Annotated in this window: 15 protein-coding genes; 5 read left to right on the top strand and 10 right to left on the bottom strand. The window is 68.8% G+C overall.

Annotated features, from left to right (window positions below):
* The first annotated feature begins 55 nt into the window (after window positions 1–55).
* The 4 genes from C5B96_RS05760 to C5B96_RS05745 all read left to right on the top strand — a co-directional run bounded on the left by C5B96_RS05760 (window position 56) and on the right by C5B96_RS05745 (window position 7899).
* Window positions 56–1405: a hypothetical protein gene (locus tag C5B96_RS05760; RefSeq protein ID WP_104243829.1), complete on the top strand. Its 1350-nt coding sequence runs from the start codon at window positions 56–58 to the stop codon at window positions 1403–1405.
* The gene (locus C5B96_RS05755; RefSeq protein ID WP_104243827.1) at window positions 1375–2040 is read left to right on the top strand and encodes a hypothetical protein; all 666 of its coding nucleotides are present in this window, start codon (window positions 1375–1377) and stop codon (window positions 2038–2040) included. Before C5B96_RS05760 ends, C5B96_RS05755 begins: the two co-directional genes overlap by 31 nt.
* Window positions 2041–2213: 173 nt before the next feature.
* Window positions 2214–6863 (top strand): LamG domain-containing protein, encoded by a 4650-nt coding sequence (locus C5B96_RS05750; RefSeq protein WP_233189025.1) that lies wholly within the window; start codon window positions 2214–2216, stop codon window positions 6861–6863.
* A gap of 10 nt (window positions 6864–6873) precedes the next feature.
* On the top strand, window positions 6874–7899 hold the full coding sequence (locus C5B96_RS05745) for a glycosyl transferase (RefSeq protein ID WP_104243823.1): 1026 nt from the start codon (window positions 6874–6876) through the stop codon (window positions 7897–7899).
* A gap of 39 nt (window positions 7900–7938) precedes the next feature.
* Here C5B96_RS05745 and C5B96_RS05740 read toward each other — a convergent pair whose 3' ends face one another.
* Window positions 7939–8946 carry a glycosyltransferase family 2 protein gene (locus C5B96_RS05740; RefSeq protein ID WP_104244048.1) on the bottom strand — a complete coding sequence of 336 codons (1008 nt, stop codon included), beginning with the start codon at window positions 8944–8946 and terminating at the stop codon, window positions 7939–7941.
* A gap of 35 nt (window positions 8947–8981) precedes the next feature.
* On the opposite strand from C5B96_RS05740, the gene C5B96_RS05735 reads away from it, so the two are divergent.
* On the top strand, window positions 8982–9956 hold the full coding sequence (locus C5B96_RS05735; protein ID WP_104243821.1) for a glycosyltransferase family 2 protein: 975 nt from the start codon (window positions 8982–8984) through the stop codon (window positions 9954–9956).
* On the opposite strand, the gene C5B96_RS05730 is transcribed toward C5B96_RS05735, so the two are convergent.
* The 9 genes from C5B96_RS05730 to C5B96_RS05690 are packed head-to-tail and all read right to left on the bottom strand — an operon-like array spanning window position 9889 to window position 20546.
* Window positions 9889–11010, bottom strand: coding sequence for a glycosyltransferase family 4 protein (locus tag C5B96_RS05730; protein WP_233189024.1), 1122 nt, complete (start codon window positions 11008–11010; stop codon window positions 9889–9891). The two genes, C5B96_RS05735 and C5B96_RS05730, sit on opposite strands and share 68 nt — an antisense overlap.
* Window positions 11003–12373, bottom strand: a complete 1371-nt coding sequence (locus C5B96_RS05725) for a lipopolysaccharide biosynthesis protein (RefSeq protein WP_104243819.1) — start codon at window positions 12371–12373, stop codon at window positions 11003–11005. Before C5B96_RS05725 ends, C5B96_RS05730 begins: the two co-directional genes overlap by 8 nt.
* Window positions 12373–13518 carry a glycosyltransferase family 4 protein gene (locus C5B96_RS05720; RefSeq protein WP_104243817.1) on the bottom strand — a complete coding sequence of 382 codons (1146 nt, stop codon included), beginning with the start codon at window positions 13516–13518 and terminating at the stop codon, window positions 12373–12375. Before C5B96_RS05720 ends, C5B96_RS05725 begins: the two co-directional genes overlap by 1 nt.
* The gene (locus C5B96_RS05715) at window positions 13515–15101 is read right to left on the bottom strand and encodes a polysaccharide biosynthesis tyrosine autokinase (protein WP_104243815.1); all 1587 of its coding nucleotides are present in this window, start codon (window positions 15099–15101) and stop codon (window positions 13515–13517) included. Before C5B96_RS05715 ends, C5B96_RS05720 begins: the two co-directional genes overlap by 4 nt.
* Entirely contained in the window at window positions 15098–16327 is a 1230-nt protein-coding gene (locus tag C5B96_RS05710; protein ID WP_104243813.1) for a glycosyltransferase, read from the bottom strand. Before C5B96_RS05710 ends, C5B96_RS05715 begins: the two co-directional genes overlap by 4 nt.
* Window positions 16324–17106: a CDP-alcohol phosphatidyltransferase family protein gene (locus tag C5B96_RS05705; protein WP_104243811.1), complete on the bottom strand. Its 783-nt coding sequence runs from the start codon at window positions 17104–17106 to the stop codon at window positions 16324–16326. The genes C5B96_RS05710 and C5B96_RS05705 overlap by 4 nt, the downstream gene beginning before the upstream one ends.
* On the bottom strand, window positions 17103–18356 hold the full coding sequence (locus C5B96_RS05700; protein ID WP_104243809.1) for a DUF1972 domain-containing protein: 1254 nt from the start codon (window positions 18354–18356) through the stop codon (window positions 17103–17105). Before C5B96_RS05700 ends, C5B96_RS05705 begins: the two co-directional genes overlap by 4 nt.
* Window positions 18349–19014, bottom strand: coding sequence for an acetyltransferase (locus C5B96_RS05695; protein WP_104243807.1), 666 nt, complete (start codon window positions 19012–19014; stop codon window positions 18349–18351). Before C5B96_RS05695 ends, C5B96_RS05700 begins: the two co-directional genes overlap by 8 nt.
* Window positions 19014–20546, bottom strand: a complete 1533-nt coding sequence (locus tag C5B96_RS05690) for a sugar transferase (RefSeq protein WP_233189023.1) — start codon at window positions 20544–20546, stop codon at window positions 19014–19016. The genes C5B96_RS05695 and C5B96_RS05690 overlap by 1 nt, the downstream gene beginning before the upstream one ends.
* Between the last annotated feature and the right edge of the window lie 383 nt (window positions 20547–20929).

Genomic DNA, 20929 nt, shown 5'->3' with positions numbered 1-20929 from the left:
TTTGGGGGATGCTCCGGGTGGGGTTAAAGTGCGCTGTTCGGTTTAGGGTCGAAGGATGCCGCCGCGTCTCGAGAGTGCTCTTCGCCCCGCGGTCGGCCCCGTTCCTCCGGCTCCGACCGCCAGCGTTCGCGACCCTCGCCGCTGGGTGCGCTTCATCGCTGCGGCCGCCCTCATCATGATCGGTGCACGCATCGCCCTCCCGCAGGGAATCGAAGTCGGCCACGTCGCCGCCGTTCTCCTGCTTCCCGTGTGGATCCCGGTGGTGCGGCACTACCGCTGGGGGTGGGCGCTGATCGGCACCGGCCTGTTCGCGGCGATCATGGGCGGGTGGCTCACCGTCTTCAACAGCAACGACCACGACTCCGATGCGTCGCTCATGACGAGCACCACGGTGCTGCTGGTGGGCGCACTCGCGTCGATCGGAGTGGTGCTCTGGGCCCGCACGGTGCTGCCCGAGGCGAACGTGACGCTCTGGTTCGGTATCGGGCTGGCTCTGGCCATCACGCCGAACAGCCCGCTCTATCCGTCGAACCCGTGGAAGTTCGGGTTCGCTGTACCGGTGGCCATCATCACGCTCTCGCTGGCCTACAAGTCGGGCCGCCGCTGGCTGCAGCTCGTCGTGCTGGGCGCGCTCACGATCACCTCGGGGCTGAACGACTCCCGCTCGGCGTTCGCGATCCTGCTGCTCGCAGCCATCGTGGTGGCGTTCCAGGTCGTGCCGCGCGGCAAGAACCGGAGCCTCGCCGCCCTCCGCATGATCGTCGGTCTCGGCGGCCTCACCGTCGTGATCTACAACCTCGGGCAGGCTCTCATTCTCGACGGCTACCTGGGCGCATCCACCCAGGCCCGCTCTCTGCACCAGCTGGAGACGTCGGGGTCGCTGATCCTGGGCGGTCGACCCGAGCTCTCAGCGACCATCGCCCTCTTCAACCATCAGTGGTGGGGGTTCGGCTCAGGCACCCTGCCGAGCCTCACCGACATCACCGTGGCAAAGTCCGGAATGGCGTCGATCAACTACGCCCCCGACAACGGCTACGTCGAGCGGTACATGTTCGGCGGGCACTACGAGCTGCACTCGATCGTCGGTGACTTCTTCACCCACTTCGGCCTCGCCGGGCTGCTGTTCCTGCTCGTCGTCGTGATCGTGGCGGTGTGGGGCATTGCGATCCGCATCGCCGACCGCACCGCGAGCGGCGTCATCATGTTCGCGTCGGCGACCACCCTCTGGGGTGTCGGCTTCAGCCCCTTCTACAGCGCCACCCCGCTCTTCGTCCTGATGCTGGGCATGCTCGCAATCCCTGTCGCCGCGCGCTCTGCGCGGCAGTCCCCGCCCCGTGGGGCGGACCCCCTTTCGAGCACGTCGAGGAGAACCCCGTGGCCAGTCACACTCCGACCGGGCCGCTGAAGCGCCGGCCCAGCAGGCCGCTGGTCATCGGCCTCATCATCGCCGTGATCGTGGTCGTCGTGGCCGTGATCGTCGCTGTCGCGGTGGGCGCCGGCGGAGCAGCGTCGTCGAACGGCTCCGCCCTCGACGCCAATTCGCAGGGTACGGATGCCGGTGGCACTCCCCTGCCCGTCGACGGTGCGGGCGCGCCCGTGGTGGCCGGCCCCACCGTCGACCCGTCCGACCCCGCCCAGCCCGTCGAGCAGTCCCCCGTGCCACTCACCGCGCCGGCGGTCGTGACCGACGGACTGACGGTCGCCCTCTCGCAGATCGCGTCTGTCGACGGCGTCGCGAACGGCGTCGGTGAGGTGGGCGGTCCGTCGCTGAAGTTCACGGTGACGGCGACGAACACGGGCAGCGAGACCGTCTCCCTGCAGACCTCCGTCGTCGGCCTCACCTACGGCACCAACCAGACGCCGGCGATCGAGTTGCAGAGCGCGGGCACCCCGCTGCCTGCCGAGGTCGCTCCGGGCCAATCGGTCACCGGCACCTTCGTCTTCGTCGTACCGACGGAGCTGCGTGACGACGTGCGCATCACCCTCGACTACCGTGCGGGAACGCCTGTCGCCGTCTTCGAGGGTCCTGCCCCCGAATAGTCCCGTTCTGGGGGGAGAGAAACCCTCAGAACTCCTTTAGATTTCACTTACCACGTAACCGAATTTGCGTGGTCTGAACCGAATGAGGCACTCCTATGCCATTGGCGCCCCTGCGCCGGTCCGTGGTCGTCCTAGCGACCATCGCCGCTGTTGCTCTGACTTCTCTGACCGTTGTGCCGTCTGCCCAGGCAGACACCGCCCCCACTGACCCGACGGCGGCATCCTCCCCGCCCACGGTCTCGGCAGATGCCCTGCCCACCCCGCAGATCAATGGCGTGGTGTGGTCGCAGACCATCATCGGCAACACGGTGTTCGTCGGCGGCAACTTCACGACCGCGCAGCCCGCCGGAGCAGCTGCGGGGGTGAACACCGTCTCACGCACCTACCTGCTGTCGTACAACCTCACGACGGGCGCGCTGAACACCGCGTTCGCCCCGGTGCTGAACGGCCAGGTCAAGGCGGTCACCCCCTCCCCCGACGGCACGCGCCTCTACGTCGGCGGCCAGTTCACGACGATCAACGGCGTGAACCGCTACCGGGTCGCGGCTCTCGACCCGACCAGCGGCGCCGTCGTCACCTCGTGGGCGCCCGGCACGAACTCGGCGGTGAACGCGATCTCGGCGACGGCCACGACGGTCTACCTGGGCGGTACCTTCACCAGCATCGGCAAAGACGTGCGCAACAAGGTCGCCGCCGTGAACGCGACCACCGGCGCCAATCTCGCATGGGACCCGAACGCGGCAGGCGGCGACGTCACCGCACTGACCGTCTCTCCCGACAAGTCGAAGGTCATCGTCGGCGGCAGCTTCACCACACTGGGTGGGTCGGCGAACCCCGGCTACGGTCTCGCCTCGACCGACGCCGTCTCGGGCGCCATCACGAGCGGCTTCTCGGCGAACAACCTGATCCGCAACGGCGGCAGCCAGGCGTCGATCACCAGCCTCACCTCCGACAGCGACAGCTTCTACGCCTCCGGCTACGTCTTCGGTGCGGGCGGCAACCTCGAGGGTTCCTTCCGCGGCGACTGGGCGACCGGCAACATCGTCTGGGTCGAAGACTGCCACGGCGACACCTACTCGACCGCCTCGACGGGCACGGCCCTCTACATCGCCGGCCACCCGCACTACTGCGGCAACGTCGGCGGTTTTCCGCAGACGCCGCAGCCGTGGACGTTCCACCGCGCCCTCGCCTTCTCCAAGTCGCCGACGCAGACCATCACGAGCGATCCTCTCGGCTACTACAACTTCGCCGGCAACCCGGCTCCGACCCTGCTGAACTGGTACCCCGACTTCAACACCGGCACCTTCACCGGCCAGAGCCAGGGACCCTGGAGCGTCGCAGCGAACACGCAGTACGTCGTCTACGGCGGCGAGTTCACCCAGGTCAACGGCAAGCGCCAGCAGGGTCTCACCCGGTTCGCGGTGCGCTCGATCGCGCCGAACACCTCGGGCCCGATCCGATCGGGTGCTCTGTTCAAGCCCACACTCAGCTCCCTCACGGCAGGCACGGCCCGCGTCAGCTTCACGGCGAACTCCGACCGTGACAACGAGAACCTCACCTACGCGGTGTACCGCAACGGCAACATGACCACGCCGGTCTACACCACAGCAGCTCCCTCGAGCGTCTGGAAGACCCCGAACCTGGGCTTCATCGACACCGGGCTGACCCCCGGCGCGACCTACACCTACCGGCTGCGGGCGACCGATCCGCTCGGCAACACGGTGCTCGGCGACAGTGCGTCTGTCACCGTCACGTCGACGCCGACCGGCCCGTACACCTCGGCCGTGCTGAACGACTCTCCGTCGAGCTTCTGGCGACTGGGCGAGGCCAGCGGTACGAACGTCGCCGACTGGGTCGCCTTCAACGACCAGGTCGCCGGCTCCGGAGTCACCCGAGGCGCCGCAGGGGCGATCAACGGCGATGCCGACACGGCCTCGACCTTCCCGGGGAACGACACCGGGTTCGCTTCGACGCAGACACCCGTGACGGGACCGCAGACCTTCTCGGTCGAGGCGTGGTTCAAGACCACGACGACGGCGGGCGGCAAGATCGTCGGCTTCGGCAACTCGAGCACCGGTACCTCCTCGAGCTACGACCGTCACCTCTACATGACGACCGACGGGCGCCTGAACTTCGGCGTCTACAACGGCAACACCCAGGTGCTGCAGTCGGCCGGTGCGCTCAACGACGGCCAGTGGCACCAGGCGATCGGCACACTCGGCTCGACCGGCATGCAGCTGTTCATCGACGGTGTGCGGGTCGGAACCCGTACCGACACCATCTCGGCGCAGCCGTACGACGGCTTCTGGCGGATCGGCGGCGACTCCTCGTGGAGTGGTTCCAACTTCTTCGCCGGAGACATCGACGACGTCGCCGTCTACAACCAGGTGCTGAACAGGCAGCAGGCCGATGCGCACTACGTGGCGTCCGGTCGTGCGTCGCAGCTGCCCCAGCCTCCGGCAGACAACTACGGCAACCGGGTCTTCACCGACGCGCCGAGTCTCTACTGGCGCCTGAACGACGCAGCGGGCTCCGTTGCTGCAGACTCCAGCCAGGGCCTCGACCCGGGCGTGGTGTCGGGCGGTGTGACGACCGGAGTCACGGGAGCTCTTGCGGGCAACCCCGACAAGGCGTTCTCGTTCGACGGCCAGAGCGGTGGTGTTGCGACATCCGCCCGCATCTCCAACCCTCAGACGTACTCGCTCGAGGCCTGGTTCAACACCACCACGACAGTCGGTGGCAAGATCATCGGCTTCGGCAGCAGCCAGACCGGCAACTCCGGCAGCTACGACAGGCACATCTACCTGCAGGACAACGGGCAGATCGTCTTCGGCACCTACACCGGTCAGCTGAACACGATCACCACGCCCGGCTCCTACAATGACGGTGTCTGGCACCAGGTGGTGGCGTCCCAGTCGAGCGATGGCCTGAAACTCTACGTCGACGGTCGCCTGATCGGCACCGACCCGCAGACGCAGGCCCAGCCCTATGACGGCTACTGGCGCATCGGCGGCGACACCACCTGGGGTTCGTCGAGTTCGTACCTGAACGCCAGCATCGACGAGGCGGCCGTCTACGACACCGCGATCAGCGCGGCCACCGTGGCCGAGCACTACTCGCTCGCCACGCCGGGTGCGGCGAACGTCGCCCCGACGGCCTCGTTCACCTCGACCGCGACCGACCTCGCCGCGACCTTCGACGGCTCCGCTTCTGCCGACTCCGACGGCACGGTCGCGGGCTACGCCTGGGACTTCGGTGACGGCCAGACCGCCACCGGCGCCACGACGTCGCACAGTTACACGACGGCGGGCACCTACACGGTGTCGCTGACCGTCACCGACAACAGAGGCGCGACCGGTGTCTTCACGAACACCGTCATCGTCACGGCTCCCCGCGTGAACGTCGCCCCGTCGGCGTCGTTCACCAACTCGATCACGAATCTCGACCTCACGGTCGACGGCACCGGGTCTGCTGACTCCGACGGAACCCTGGCGTCGTACGCCTGGGCGTTCGGTGACGGTTCCACCGCCACCGGGGCGACCCCGCCTGTGCACTCCTACGCCGCCGCCGGCACCTACACCGTGAAGCTCACGGTGACCGACAACGACGGTGCGACCGGGGTCACGCAGACGACGGTTCGCGCCGTCGCCGCCCCGCCGGCCAACGTGCCGCCGACCGCGGCCTTCGCCGCAGTCCCGACCGACCTGACGGTGGCGTTCGATGCCTCCGACTCGGCCGACAGCGACGGCACGATCAGCTCGTACGCGTGGACGTTCGGTGATGGATCGACGGGCACCGGCAAGACGGTCTCGCACCTGTACGGCGCTGCAGGCACCTTCTCGGTGAAGCTCACCGTCACCGACAACAAGGGCGCCACCGCAGTGACGACCGGATCTGTGATGGTGACCGTTCCCCCACCCGCCAACGTGCCGCCGACGGCCGCGATCGACACGACCGTGTCGAACCTCGCCGCGACCTTCAGCGGTGCGGCGTCGACCGACTCCGACGGCACGATCGGTTCGTACGCCTGGAACTTCGGTGACGGCCAGACCGGCACCGGCCGAACCGTCTCGCACACGTACGGAGCCGCGGGCACCTACACCGCGACCCTCGTGGTGACCGACAACTCCGGGGCGACCGGCACGGCCACCCAGTCGGTGACCGTCACGAACCCGCCCGCGATGCCGTTCGCGCTCGACTCGTTCACCCGCACGGTGTCGAACGGGTTCGGCACGGCCGATGTCGGAGGCGCCTGGACGAAGTTCGGTACGGCATCCGATCTCGCCGTCAACAACGGCAGTGCGGTGTTCCGGCTCGGAACGGCCGGTTCGCAGACCGGCGCGTACCTGAACAGCGTCTCGCAGACCAACACCGATCTGCGGGTGCAGTTCAGTCTCGACAAGCCCGCGACCGGTGGTGGAACCTACCTCTACGCCGTCGGTCGCAAGACCGCGACGAACAACGAGTACCGTGCCGCCATCCGCCTGAAGAACAACGGAACGGCCGCCGTCGCGCTCACCGCACTGCAGGGCAGCTCCACCGCGAGCACGCTCGCGAACGAGGTCGTCGTACCGGGCAGCATCGTGGCCGGAACGAAGCTCAGCGTGCGCCTGCAGGTGACCGGCACCAGCCCGACCACCATCAGGGCGAAGGTCTGGCCCTCGGGCACGGCCGAGCCGACCGCGTGGACCGTCTCCGCGACCGACAGCTTCGCGGGCCTCCAGGCCCCCGGCGCCATCGGGCTGCTCAGCTACGTCTCCGGCAGCGCGACCAACGCGCCGCAGCAGGTCACCGTTCAGGAGCTGAGTGCGTTCAAACCGTAGAGGCCGTTCCGTGAGAGACACGTTCACCGTTCAGCAGTCGTTCCCCGTCCCCCGCCCGACCACGAATCCGTACCTGGTGATGCTCGCTGAGAGCATCGACTCCCTTCCCGGGGTCACCGTGCGGAACTTCTCGTGGCGGGGGGCGTTGCTCGGCCGCTATGACGTGTTCCACGTGCACTGGCCCGAGATCCTCGTGGCCGGCCACTCCCCGGTGAAGGCCCTGGTCCGCCAGGGCCTCACCGTGGCGCTCCTGGCCAAGCTCGGCCTGACCCGCACCCCCATCGTGCGTACGCTTCACAACCTCGAGTTGCCCTCCGGCATCTCCCGGCGCGAGCGCGTGCTGCTCCGCCTGTTCGAACGTCGTACTGCTCTCTGGATACGGTTGAACCCCGAGACTCCGGTTCAGGATGATCGGCGGTACGCCCTCATTCCGCACGGTCACTATCGCGACTGGTTCGCCCGGTACCCGGCGGCCGAGCCGACGCCCGGCCGGGTCGCCTACTTCGGGCTGATCCGCCGCTACAAGGGCGTGGATGCGCTGGTCGACGCCTTTCGTGATCTGCCGGGCGACGCGACGCTGCGGGTGGCCGGGAGGCCGTCGACCCCGGAGCTCGCCGACGACCTCCGCCGCCGCGCGGCGGGTGACGAACGCATCGACCTCACTCTGCGTTTTCTCGACGATCGCGAGCTGGTCGAGACCGTCAGCAGCGCCAGTCTCGTCGTGCTGCCCTACACCGAGATGCACAACTCCGGCGGCGCCCTGACGACACTCTCCCTGAACCGGCCCGTGCTTCTGCCGGCCAACCCGGTGAACGAGCGCCTGAGCGCCGAGGTGGGCGCCGGCTGGGTCTACCAGTACAGCGGCGAGCTCACCGCCGAGGTGCTCGCCGCAACGCTCCGAGCCGTCCAAGAGCGTGGCCCCGTCGACCCGCCCCGGCTCGACGACCGCGACTGGCACGACGCCGGGATGCAGCACCACTCCGCCTACCTCGCGGCGGCCGCGGCCGTTGCGGCGAAGCCGCGCACGGAGGGCTGAGCGATGTCGACGTCGAGGCCCAGCGGCCCCGGGGCTCCGTCACGCCCGGCGGTACTCCTCGTAGGAGTAGCCCCAGGCGCCGCCCACCATTCCGGCGCCCCTCGCCAGCGTGCGGGTGCCGCGCGCCCGATGGGCGAGCGAGCGGAGCACGATGCCGGCGACGATCTGGGCCGTTCCGGCCGCGGCCCGGACCAGGCCCCGCGCGGTCAGCACGAGCCGGGCCTTCAGCTGGGCGACGGAGCCTCCGCCGGTCAGCATCAGGCTCGTCACACTCCAGCTGTTGCCGCTCGAGAAGGCGCGCAGCACCACCCACTTCTTCGTGATGCGGGCACGCGGTACGACGTCGACCACGCCGGCACCGGCCGCCCAGAACATCGTGCCCCCGCCGTCGACGATCTGGCGGGTGAAGAGCGTGTCTTCGCCGCCGATCACGCCGAGGGTCGTGTCGAAACGCAGGTCGAGCTCGGTGACCAGCCCCATGTCGAGCAGCAGGTTGTTGGTCGCGGCGACCGTGATCGGCGTGCGGTCGGCGAGGCGCCGGCGCTCGAAGAAGCGGCCCGCCGTGATCCAGCGGCCCGGCTCGATCTCGTACTCCGAGGTCACCGGCCCGGCGACGGCGGCGCAGCCCGTGGCCGACTGCACCTCGAGCAGGCTGCTGAGCCACTCGGGGGTGGGCCGTTCGTCGTCGTCGATGAAGACCAGCAGGTCGGAGTCGCGCGACTCGTCGAGGGCCCGGTTGCGGGCGGCCGCGATGCCCGGCGTCGGCTCGTGCACGTAGTCGACGAGATGCTGCTGGCCGGCGGGCATCCCGCTCGTCACCGCGTCGACCGTCGAACGCCCCGAACCCGCCGGGTCGTTGTCGACCACCAGAACGGTACCCTTCACACGGGAGCCGACGGCCAGCAGCTGTTCGACCAGCAGCGGCAGCACGACCCGAAGGTCGTCGGGTCGGCGGAACGTCAGAACCGCGATGGCCAGCGTTCGCTGCTGCGGCTGCGGCTGCCGTTGCGGCTCCGCGTGGTCGTGGGGCGTCTCGTCAGCGTTCATCACAGTCATTATCCCGTCTTCCGAGGAGTCACGGTATGAGTTCGTCATCTCTGTCCAGTCTTGCGATCGTGGTGGTCAACTACGGTTCGACAGCGCTGCTCGAGGCCAACCTGGCGCCGCTCACCCGCCGGCAGCCCGAGCTGACCGTGGTGATCGTCGACAACTACTCCAGCGAGCAGGAGCGTTCGCGCGTGGTGTCGCTGGCCGCCCGCGAGGGCTGGAACACCGTGCTGCCGACCGGCAACACCGGGTTCGGCGGCGGGATGAACCGTGGCGTGCTGCACGCCGAGCAGTTGGGCGCGAAGCTGTTGCTCCTGCTGAACCCCGATGTCGAGATCGCCGAGAAGGCCCTCGAGCAGCTGATCGAGGCCAGCGCCGAAGACTCCGACACGCTCTACTCCCCGCAGATCCTCCGGCCTGACGGCTCGGTGTGGTTCAACGGTTCCGATCTCTACCTGACCGACGGGCGCATCCGTTCGGCGCGGCGTCGCCTGCCGGGCAGCGCCCAGGCCATCGAGCCGTGGCTGAGCGGCGCCTGCCTGCTGATGACGCGCGAGCTCTGGCGCAAGACGGGTGGGTTCGACGAGCAGTACTTCCTGTACTGGGAAGACGTCGACTTCTCGCACAGGGTGGCCGCTGCCGGTGGCCGGCTGCGTGTGGTGACGGATGCCGTGGCCGTGCACGCAGAGGGCGGTACCCATCAGGGTGGCGGGTACTCCCACTCGGGTGAGCCCAAGTCGAACACGTATTACTACTACAACATCCGCAACCGCCTGCTGTTCGCGGTGCGTCACCTCGACGACACGACGATCGAGCGCTGGTCGGGCCAGACTCGGGCGATCGCCTGGGAGGTTCTGCTGCAGGGCGGCCGCCGCCAGTTCACCCACTCTCTCTCGCCCCTCTTCGCGGCATTCCGGGGCGTGCGTGACGGCCGCCGGCTGGTCAGGGAAGAGTTGCGTGCGCGGCGTCGCCGGTCGCGGGCGACGGGGTCGGGCGCTGTAGCCCGGTGAACGCGGCGAGCTCACGCACCATGTGGGAGCTCGTGAGACCGGCCTCGACGGCGGCCCGGCCGGCGAGGCCGAACTGCTCCGCGAGCGTCGGGTCGGCCAGCAGCCGCAGCACCCGGCCGGCCATCGCCCGGGGGTCGCCGACCGGGGTGAGAAAGCCGGTCTGCTCGTGCGCGACGTAATCGTCGATGCCGGGAGTGTCGGTCATCACGACGGGGCGGGCGGTCGCCATCGCTTCGAGGCTCACCGTCATGCCCGACGCGTGCAGGTTGGGGCGGGTGGCGATCGCCACCACGCTGGCCCGCCGGTAGAGCGCCCGCAGCTCGGAGTGGCTGACCCGCGCGAGCTTCGTCACGCCGTCGGGCGCCGGCAGGTCGCTGGAGGTCTGTACGACGACCTCGGCGTCTGACGCACGCCGCTTCACCTCGTCGAGCGCCTCGAAGAGCGTCGCCGTGTCACGGTCGCGGTCACCGCCGACGCTCAGCACGAGTGGGCGTTCGGCGGGTGGGGCAGGGGTGAAGAACGTCTCGTCGACGCCGAACCGAAAGAAGCCGACGGGAGGGCCGTCGTCGCCGACCAGCCGTTCGACGGCCGCCTGCTGGCCGCGGCTGATCACCCACAACCCGTTCATGCCTCGCAGCACAGACCGCATCGTGCCGATGTCTCCGCCCCGGGCCAGGATGTCGGTCACCCAGATGACGCCGCTGTACATCTCGTCGTGCCGGTGTTCGAGGTACATGCGACGGGCCGCGTTCTCGTCCCAGGTGAGGCCGATGCTCCGGGGGCCGATGCCCCGGGCGCCGACACCCTGGGCGCCGTCGCCGGCCGGGCGTTTCGGGCCGGGTCGCCCGGGCAGCAGCGCCCGCGCCCGGCTGCGCAGAACGGATGCCCGCGAGGGCTCCCCCGCGGCCACGGCTTCGAGGCGCCCGGTGTACGACGCCAGCTCGTGCAGTCCGTAGGGCCAGCGTCCCGGTACCTCGCCGGCGGCGTGCCGGCGCTCCCAGGCGGGGATGTCCCGTTCGCTCGGAAAGATGAACGACGTCGAGCTCTCAGACATGTTCGCTCTCCCGTTCGGCGGAGGCCACGGCATCCTGGATCGACTGTCGTCTCTTCGCGACATCCCGCGAAACGTACCAGAGGTTCGGCACCACCTGGCAGAGCGCCACCGCCACAGACGACCCCACCACCGGCCCCGCTGCCCCGATGATGCCGATCAGCCACCACGAGAGACCGATGTTCAGGGGGATCATGATGAGCACCGGCACGACCTGGAAGACCAGGCCCCGCTTGTCGGTCATGTACATGCCGATGGGGTACTTGGCAGCCTGAAGCCCCACGAACAGAACGAACGCGAGCACCAGCCAGAGATCGAGGTGGATCTGGCCACCCGACACGAACGAGGCCAGGAACGGCGAGAGCACGGCGAGGGCCCCGCCCATGAGCAGCCCGCCGGCGAGGAACCAGAGCGTCGCGACGGCCGGCGATTCGACCCGGTTGGCGCTTCGTGCGGCCGCGTAGATCGGCCAGAGAGCGAGACCGGCGGCGGCGATCGTCTGCAGCACGATGCCGAAGAGCTGGGAGGCGAGGTTGTAGGCCGCGAGCTGTTCGACGGTGCCGAGGTGGCTGAGCAGCAGGCGACCGGTCTGCATGGCGATGGGCAGGGCGACCATCTGCACGAGCATCGGCCAGGCGAGCCCGAGCGCGGACACTCCGCGGTAGCTCCGGATGTGCGGGATCTCGCGGATGGCGGCGCCTACCTGCGGCCTCAGGGCGCGCGCGGCGACGATCAGGCAGATGACGGAGACGAGGGCGTTCGCAACGTAGGTGACGACCGCGAGGTAGGTGCCGGCCGGCACCATCAGCACGACGAACGCTCCCACGACGAGGAACATGAAGGGGGCGACGACGGCCTGGCTGGCCACCTGGGTTGTGGTCTTCTTCAGGCCGACGAGGATGCGCTGGCCGACGGTGAGCGGAATGACGAGGCCGAACACCGCGATGCAGAGGAAGGCCGCGATGTCGCCGCCTTCGGGCATGAGGCCCTTGCCGAGCAGAACGGGCCACCAGCCGGCGACGGTGATGATCGCGCCGATCGTCACCATGATGCCGCCGGAGACGAGCAGAATGCGGAAGGCGGTCACGATGGTGCGCCGCACGTAGTCGTCGGTGCGCGGGGCCGCGGAGCCGGCGACGGCGTTGATGACGACAGCCGCGATTCCGAGGTCGGCGAAGGGCAGCAGGGTCGGGAAGCTCGAGAGCAGGCCGTACTGCGCGTAGGCGTCGACGCCGAAGTTCTGAATGATCATCCGGCTGGTGATGATGCCGAGAATGCCGGCAACCGCCATGACGCCGACCTTCGCCACGGCGGCGCTGCCGACCAGGCTGAACGTGCCGCCCCGGCGCAGGCCCCGAACGGCCATCAGGTGTACACCCGGGCCAGGTCGGAGATCGTGAGGGCGTGGGAGAACATCCAGTCGTCGGCGGCCAGCCGCCCGTCGCGGGCCGGCAGGGCCTGCAGAACATCGTCGACCGCACGGTCGTCGTCGAGCAGCTGCACGATCGCCACCGCGAGCTCGGGGCTCGACGCAGGGTCGGTGACGACCGCGTGCGCGTGGGCGCTCAGCCAGTCGGCGAGCCCGGTCTCCTCGGTCGTCACGATGGCCAGGCCGTGCGAGAGGCCCTCGACGATCGGCAGGCCGACCTGCTCACGCCACGTCGGCGACGGCTGCGACGGCAGAACCAGTACGCGCGCCTCGTCGAGCGCCTGCGCGATGCGCCCGCGGTCGGGATCGATCTCGACGGTGATGCCCTCGAACAGACGGGCGACGGCGAGCACGCTGTCTTCGAGAATGCCCTTGCCCATGATGGTGAGGGTGGCGCCGGGTCGCAGGCGCGTCACGTGCGGCCAGGCATCGAGAAGCACCCGGATGCCCTTCCGCTCGCTGAACGCCCCGACGAAGATCACGCGACCGTCGACGCGGCTGCTCGCCGCAGCGGTCGGCGCGGGCGCCGGCAGCGCGGGGATCACCAGCGAGTTCGAGCCGAGGGCCACCTCGCCCAGCACGTTCTCGTAGGTCTGCTGCGCCGCGCTGGTACCGAAGGCGGCGCGGTCGACCCGGTTCCAGACCCAGCGGGCGAGCCGGCGTTCGACCTTCCTGCGGAGGCGTGTGCGAGGGCGCTGGTGCGTGGTCACCGCGAACGGATCGGTGTTCCCGATCGCGTAGGTCACCACGGTCGTGCGCTTGCCGCCGAGGGCGTGGCGCACCTTCAGGGCGAGCAGCGCGAGCGAGGTCGAGGCCAGGCTCGACAGCATCAACGGCTCGTTGATCTCCAGGGTCTCGATGCGGGAACGGGCGATGAGCAGGGCCCCGCTCAGCGGCCCGACCCGCACGAGGTGCAGGCCGCGGGCGAGGGTGTCCTCGAAGTCGTAGCGCTTCACCCGGTACAGGATGCTGGCGGGCTGCAGTTCGTGCGCACGCTCGAGGTGGGCGGTGCGCACCGACTCGTAGAGCCGAACGCGCCGTTGCAGGGAGGTACGCGGCAGTTCGCGACGTGCCACGGTCATGGCACCGGCCGGAGCTCGGAGGTGGCGGAGGGTCGCGTCGACAGGGCTTCTTCGATGCGCTCCGCCGCGCTGTCGCCGGCCACGGTCACAGGCACGGTGTCCGTGTCGGAGTGGTCGACGATGTTCGCCTCGATGGAGGTGTCGGCCTCGGTGTTCACGTCGGCGTCCGTATCAGTGCCGGTGCCTGCGTGTCCGTCGGCCGAGGCGGCCGGTGCCGTCGTGCCCATCTTCGTCACGTCGCTGCTGTAGTACTCGTCCCTCGCCTTCGGCTTGGTCTGGTTCAGAACGACGCCGATGGTGCGGGCGCGCACTCCGGCCAGGGCGGCCAGGGCGTCGGAGAGCTTCTGGCGGGTGGTGGAGTTGTAGAGCGAGACCACGACCGCACCATCCGTCATGTGCGTGAGGGTGAGGGCATCCGAGGCCGGCAGCAGCGGCGGGGTGTCGACGATCACGAAGTCGTAGTCGGCGATGACGGTGCGCAGCAGCCGGGCCATCGAGGTGGAACCGAGCAGCTGGTTCGGGTTCGGCGGAATGGTGCCCGAGGTCAGAATGTCGACGTTCGGCGCCCAGTGCTGAATGACATCGCCGAGGTCGGCAGACCCCACCAGCACGCTGGTCAGGCCGGCAGCGCCCTCGATCTGGGCGTAGGTGGCGACGGAGGGCCGGCGCAGGTCGGCGTCGATCAGCAGCACCCGCATCGACCGCTCGGCCATGGCGAGGGCGATGTTGATCGACATCGTGGTCTTGCCCTCACCGGGCATGGCCGACGTGACGACGATCGAACGGATGGCGTTGTCGACGTCGGCGAACTCGAGGTTCGTGCGCACGCGGCGGTAGTCCTCCGCGATCAGGCTGTGCGGCGCCATGCGCATCGTGATGCCACTGGCCTGCGGGTCGCGGCGACGACGACGTTCGACGTTGCCGATCACCGGCACATCGGTGATGCGCTCGATGTCGCGGTTGGTGCGCAGGCGGGTGTCGAACACGGCACGCCCGATGGCGTACAGCACACCGGCAGCGAGGCCGACGGCCACACCGCTGATCTCGATCAGTCGACGGTTGGGGGCGATCGGGTTGACCGGGGCCTGCGCCGGCGTGACGATGCTCATCGAGATCGAGGCGACGTCTGTCGCATTCTTCGGCGACAGGCCGATGGCCGTCGTCGAGAGCGAGGTGCCGACGCTGTTGGCGATGGATGCCGCCAGCTGAGGATCTCCGTTGGTCACGGTGATCTGGATCAGCACCGTGTTCAGCGGGGTCGTCGCCGTGATGGTCTTGGCCAGCTGCGACGGAGTCAGGTCGAGCCCCAGCTCGGCGATGACGGGGGTCAGGACGGCGGGCGTTGTCGCCAGCTGCGAGTAGGACTGCACCAGGTTCTGGGTGTAGGTGGAGCCCTGCAGAACCTCGCTGGTCGTCTGGCCCTGGGTGGAGGAGACGAAGATCTCGCTCGTCGCCGTGAAGCTGTCGGGCAGCGATTCGGCGTAGGTGTACGCGACACCGCCGCCGATGACACCGAGGATGGCGATGACGATCCAGCGCTTGCGCAGGGCTTTCCAGTAGTCGTGCGGATCCATGATGGTCATACCTCGTTCGTGGTGAGTCGGGCGTGGGAGCGCGCGGTTGATGTGGTGCGCGCGGTGGGAAGGCCCGCGGCGAGTTCGGAGACCAGGTAGGCAATGGTTTGCCGGTAGAGCTCGGGTGAATGCTTCTCGTTCGCGCTGAAGGCGTCGACGGCCGCATCGATCCTGACCTTCGGCCAGTCGGTGCCGAGCTCGGCGAGGGCGTCGGCCAGTGCCTCCGCGTCGCCGGGGGTGACCCGGCGGGAGGAGAGGTAGCCGCCGGCTGCCTCGCGGAGTCCGGAGGTGTCGCTGACGATGACGGGCCGGGCGGCCAGCAGAGCCTCGACGGCGGTGTTGCCGAACGGCTCGTTGTAAAGGGAGGGCACCACCGCGACATCCGCCTGCTCAAGGGCGGGCCAGACATCGTTCTGAAAACCGTGCAGCGTCACGCGCTCCGCCAGGCCGAGGTCGGCGACGCGCGTGAGCAGGTCGCTCTGGTAGCTCTCCTGCCCGGGTACCGGCGCGCCGACCAGGTCGAGCGTCGCGTCGATACCCCGGGCCCTCAGCACGCCGAGTGCCTCGACAGCGACCGCCGCACCCTTGCGGGTGGAGAGGCGACCCACGAACAGGATGCGGAGGCCCCCGTCGAGCAGTTCACGAGCCGAGCGCGGCGCCGTCGGGCCGGGTACGCCGTTGTAGACGACCTTCGTGCGCCGCGCCAGGGCGGGGTAGCTCTCTCTGAGTACGGAGACGCTGTACTCACTGTTGGCGATGACACGCGTCGCGAACAGCAGGGGCAGGTTCAGAGCCATGGCGATCGGCCGGGAGACAGATCCCTCGGCTTCGTGGATGTGCGCCAGAACGGGCACGCGGGCGAGCCGGGCGAGGGCGATCCAGAGCGGCACGGTGACCGTGTTCACGTAGACGGCATCGGGGGCGACCCGGGCGATGAGCCGACGGCCGGCACGCCCTCCGCGCGCCGTCGCTGCGAGGAAGGAGACAAAGCCGCGCGGGCGCAGGCTGGCCTTCTTCAGCACCGGGGTCTCGCAGATCTCGACGGTGGCGCCGGCTGCGACGAGGGCCGCCTCGAGGGGCCCGCGGGAGGGCAGGGCCACGACCGCGCGGCCGTCGGCGTTCAGCACGGCTTCGACGCTCTCGAGCAGAACGCGATCCGAGCCGTAGAGTTCGGCGGTCGGCTGGGCGAAGAGCACGGTGCGGCCGGTGAGGGGGCCGAAGGCGGGGTGCATCATGCGGTCACCGCCTCGTCGGCAGGGGTGGGCGCGCGGTCGGCGTCGAGAGCCACCATGTCGCGGAACCACTTGCGGCTGGCCAGCAGCAGGTGCCCGGCGTTCGCCACCGCCATCAGGCCGTAGACGACGATGAACAGCACAGGGCTGCCGAGCAGCACGAACACGAGGCAGAGAAAGCCGTAGTCGGTCGGAATGACGAGCAGCGACCGCAGCAGCGTCGAACGGCCGGCCGGCGCATCGACCTTGGCCCGAGCGGCGTAGACCCGCTTCAGCTGGTCGTTCAGGATCATTGCGAAGAACGAGACGCAGGCGACGACCGAGTACCCGATCGGGATGAGCAGCAGCCACGGCGTGGTGAGATCCATGTGCAGGAACATCGTCACCAGCACCGCGAGGTGCAGCGAGGCGATCTTCACCGAGTCGACAACGTGGTCGAGCCACTCGCCCGAGAGCGAACCGCCGCCGCGCAGGCGGGCGACCTGGCCGTCTGCCGAGTCGAAGGCGTAGCCGACGGCGAGAAGCAGCGCGACGCCGATGCCGGTGAACCACGACACGGGCAGCACGGCGAGCAGGATGATGCCGGTGAACGTGAAGGCGGCGCTGATGCCGCTCACCTGGTTGGGCGTGAGCCCGGCCCGGTAGGCCCAGGCGGCCAGGTAGCGACCGACCCTGCGGTTGACGTAGATGGAGTAGGCGGGGGCCCCGCGTGCCGCCTTCTTCTGCGCCGAGGCGAGTCGGGCGACCGTCTCGCGGTACGTCTCCGCACCGCGCGGGGTCACTTTTCCTCCCCGACGGGCACGTCTTCGCGAGCGGGGAGCTCGACGGCGGCCTGCGGGGTGTTCGTGCGGTAGCCGGTCGGCACCTGCCACGGCGTCGGGTTGCGGGTGCCCCGGCTCACGCCGTGGGTCGAGTAGCCCTTCGCGAGGCGGTGGGCGAGCTCTTCGTACCCGGCGCTCACGGCATCCCAGTCGTAGAACTCCTCTGCGCGGTCGCGCAGGCGGTCACCGGTGGCACGCATGCGCTCGGGGTCGCTCTCTGCGGCGAGCACGAGGGCGGCGAGGTCTTCGGGCGTGGCGAAGAATTCGCCGTCGTCACCCAGCACCTCGCGGTTGAACACCACGTCCCAGGCGAGAACCGCGGCCCCGGCACCCATGGCGCGAAGCAGCGACGGGTTGGTTCCGCCGACCGAGTGACCGTGCGAGTAGGTGAGGGCGTTGGCGTAGAGCTGGTTGAGCTGCTCCTGGTCCCACACTCCCCCGAGCATCCTGATGCGGTCGTCGGATGCCGCGACAGCGGCGATGCGTTCGGTGTACGCCGCGGAGTACGGGGCCGAGCCGACCACGATCAGCGGCAGGGTCGCGTCGCTCTTCGTGTAGCCGTCGACGATGACGTCGACGTGGTTCTCGGGCTCGAAGCGCGCGACGACCAGGTGGTACTTGCCACTCTCGAGGCCGAGCTCTGCGAGGCGGTCGGAGGCGGGCTCCCTGATCACCTTCGAGCCGTAGCTCAGCAGTTCGGTGTCGATGCCGAACTCGTGGTCGTAGTAGTCGGCGATACCGGCCGCGTCGGCGATCAACGCGTCTGCGTGACGCACCGCGAGCTCTTCAGCGATGCGGTAGTAGCGCTTGCCGGTGTTGCTCCACTTGTCGCGCTTCCACTCCAGCCCGTCGACGTGCACGGCGACCGCAGTGCGCTTCGCGCGGATGACGGGTACCAGGGGCGAGTTCGCCGCATTGAAGACGAACGCCACGTCGTGGCGCCGGGTGAAGAGCATGTGCAGCACCGAGAGGGCGGTGTGGCTGAGCGTCTCCATGGTCTTCGACTTCACGGCCGGCAGGTAGACGAGCTTCATACCGAGGAACGACTTCAGCTTCTCGACCTTGCCGATGCGGCAGTACACGGTGACGGTGTGGCCCTGGGCGACGAGGCGCTGGCCGATCTCCTCGACGGCTGTCTCGAAGCCGCTGTAGGCAGCGGGAACGCCGCGCGTGCCCACCATGGCGATACGGAGGGGTCTGGTCTCAGACATTGATGTCTTCCCTTCGGAAGGGTGCTTGGGTGTCGAATGGAACAGGGGAGGTCTCGAGTCGACCGTCGCCGGCCGGGAGGTCGCGCAGAACGAGCGCCCCGAGGCCGGTCTCTGCCCGCCGGCCGATGCTGACGCGATCGCGGATGGTCGAGTTCATGCCGATGGTGGTCTCCTCGCCGATGCGTGCACCGGGGCCGATGGCCGCTCCGGCACCGATCGTGGCGTAGGACTGCACACGGCTCTTGTGCATCATCGAGACATTCGGCATGACGACGACGTGGCGGCCGAGGTAGACCTCCGCCGTCATGGCGACGCCGGCGAAGACGATGCTGCCCTGGCCGATGCGGCAGTTGCCGGGTACCGAGGCGCTTGGATGAACGACCGTGGCGTACTGCTCATCGGGGATTCCGAGCATCCGGAGCCGGGACACCAGTCGCGCCCGGGACTGGCCGCTCCGCACGCAGACGACGAGGCGGGCATTCGGGTATTCGAGAATGTGCGGGATCGGGCCGAGCACCGGCAGATCGTTCACGCTGGTGCCCCAGCGCGACTCGTTGTCGTCGATGAAGCCGAGGGCCCTGAACCGGCCGTCTGCGCGCACAGCAGTGAGCGTCTCGCGGGCCAGACTGCTGGCGCCCACGAGAATGAGGTTCTCCATCAGTACGCTCCGCTCGGAACCAGCAGCTGCCTGGTCGTGCGGAAGAGCAGCGCGACATCGCCGGTGACCGACCAGTTCTCGACGTAGTAGAGGTCGAGGCGAACGCTCTCCTCCCAGTCGAGGTCGGAGCGGCCCTCTGTCTGCCAGAGGCCGGTGATGCCGGGCTTGCTGTAGAGGCGTCGGCTGACGCTCGATCCGTCGTTGGGAATGTCGTTCTCGAGCCACGGGCGCGGGCCGACGAGGCTCATCTCGCCGATCAGCACGTTCCAGAACTGCGGCAGTTCGTCGAGCGAGTACTTGCGGAGCACGCGGCCCACGCGGGTCACCCGGGGGTCGTTGGCCATCTTGAACATCACTCCGGCGCCCTCGTTCTGCGCGAGCAGTTCGGCCCGCCGGGCCTCGGCGTCGGTCGACATCGTGCGGAACTTCAGCATGGTGAAGGTCGTGCCTTCGTGGCCCATGCGGCGCTGGCGGAAGATGACGGGCCCTTCGCTGTCGCGCTTGACGAGAATCGCGATGATGGCGAGGGCCGGTGCGAGCACGAGGAGTGCCGCCGCCGAGAGAACGATGTCCATGATGCGCTTGATCACGTGCTTGGTGCCGTAGTACTGGGGCAGCTCGACGTGCATCAGCGGCAGTCCGTCGACGGGACGCCAGTGGATGCGGGGGCCAGCGATGTTCGTCAGTCCGGGAGCCAGAACGAGTTCGGTCGACGTCTCTTCGAGGGCCCAGCCGAGGTTGCGCACGAAGTCGCTGCCGCCATTCAGCTGCCCGGCCACGATCACGGCCTGGGCACCGAGGCGGGCGGTGATCTCCGGCACGTTGTCGGTGAAACCGACGACCGGCACGGTGCTGGTGCGTCCCACGACGCTCGTGGCGATGGAGCCCTCGGGCAGAACGGCGCCGATCACGTCGTACTCGACGCGGCGGGCCTTGCGGCCGATCTGGTCGATGACGTAGCGGGTGTCGTTGAGCTCGCCGACGACGATGACCTTGGTCAGGTAGGCGCCCTGGGCGCGGCGCCGGGCGAGCCACTGGCGGTTCAGGGCACGTTCGAGGCTGAGGAAGACGATGCCGAGCGGCAGCCCGACGACGAAGTAGCTGCGCGGAACGACGGTCTGCGAGGCGAGCGCGGTGATCGCCGTCGCACCGTAGACGACGCAGGTGGCCACGACGACGCGGCGGTACTCGTCGAGGCCGGCGCCCAGAACCCGGGAGTCGCGGCTCCGCACGATGGTGAGCAGCGCGACCCAGATCAGGCCGATCAGCAGTGAGAGCACGGCGAAGGTGCTGATGCTGGTGGTCGGGATGTGATCGAGCACCGTCAGCATCACGAAGCAGATGGAGGTCACCGTCGCGACGACGAGCGAGTCGGAGACCAGGAGGCGGTGTGCGTACCGGGCCGTCCAGTTGGAGGGGCGACGGATGCTCGACACCCGGCGCAACTGGTGTTCGACGACGGCGCTGGCTGTCGCAACGGCGTTGGCGGTGGCGCCGGCGGTGCTCAGGGGCTTCTGTGTTTCTACGGTCACTACTCAACCTGTCTCGGGTCACAGGGAACGGCTTCTGCGGGTGGAGCTCTCGTCGGAGAGCAGGAACAGCGTTCCCGCCCCCCGACGCCGGAGAGCTCGTCTCGGCTCACCCCGGCTGGGCGCACGCTTCTAGGAAAAGCGGTCGCTCGGGGGTGTGCGTCTCTTCGGTCTGCTCGGACGGGGTCGTAGCTAGGATTACGACATCCGGTGCAGCCTGTTTCGGATTGCAGTGTTCACATTAGCTTCACTTCGAGTTATGGAAATAGCCCCCGTTCTGGGCATACTGCTGCCGATCGACAGGCGCTCACTCAAACGGGTGAAGATTCACTGTTGAAACAGGCATCTTTGCGCTGGGTGCGATAGCCTTTTTTACGGCAACTTCG

The sequence above is a fragment of the Subtercola sp. Z020 genome, assembly GCF_002931235.1.
In the GTDB taxonomy this organism is placed as follows: domain Bacteria; phylum Actinomycetota; class Actinomycetes; order Actinomycetales; family Microbacteriaceae; genus Subtercola.
The sequence above is the reverse complement of the archived record's forward strand: the minus strand, read 5'-3'. Positions and strand labels throughout refer to the sequence as shown.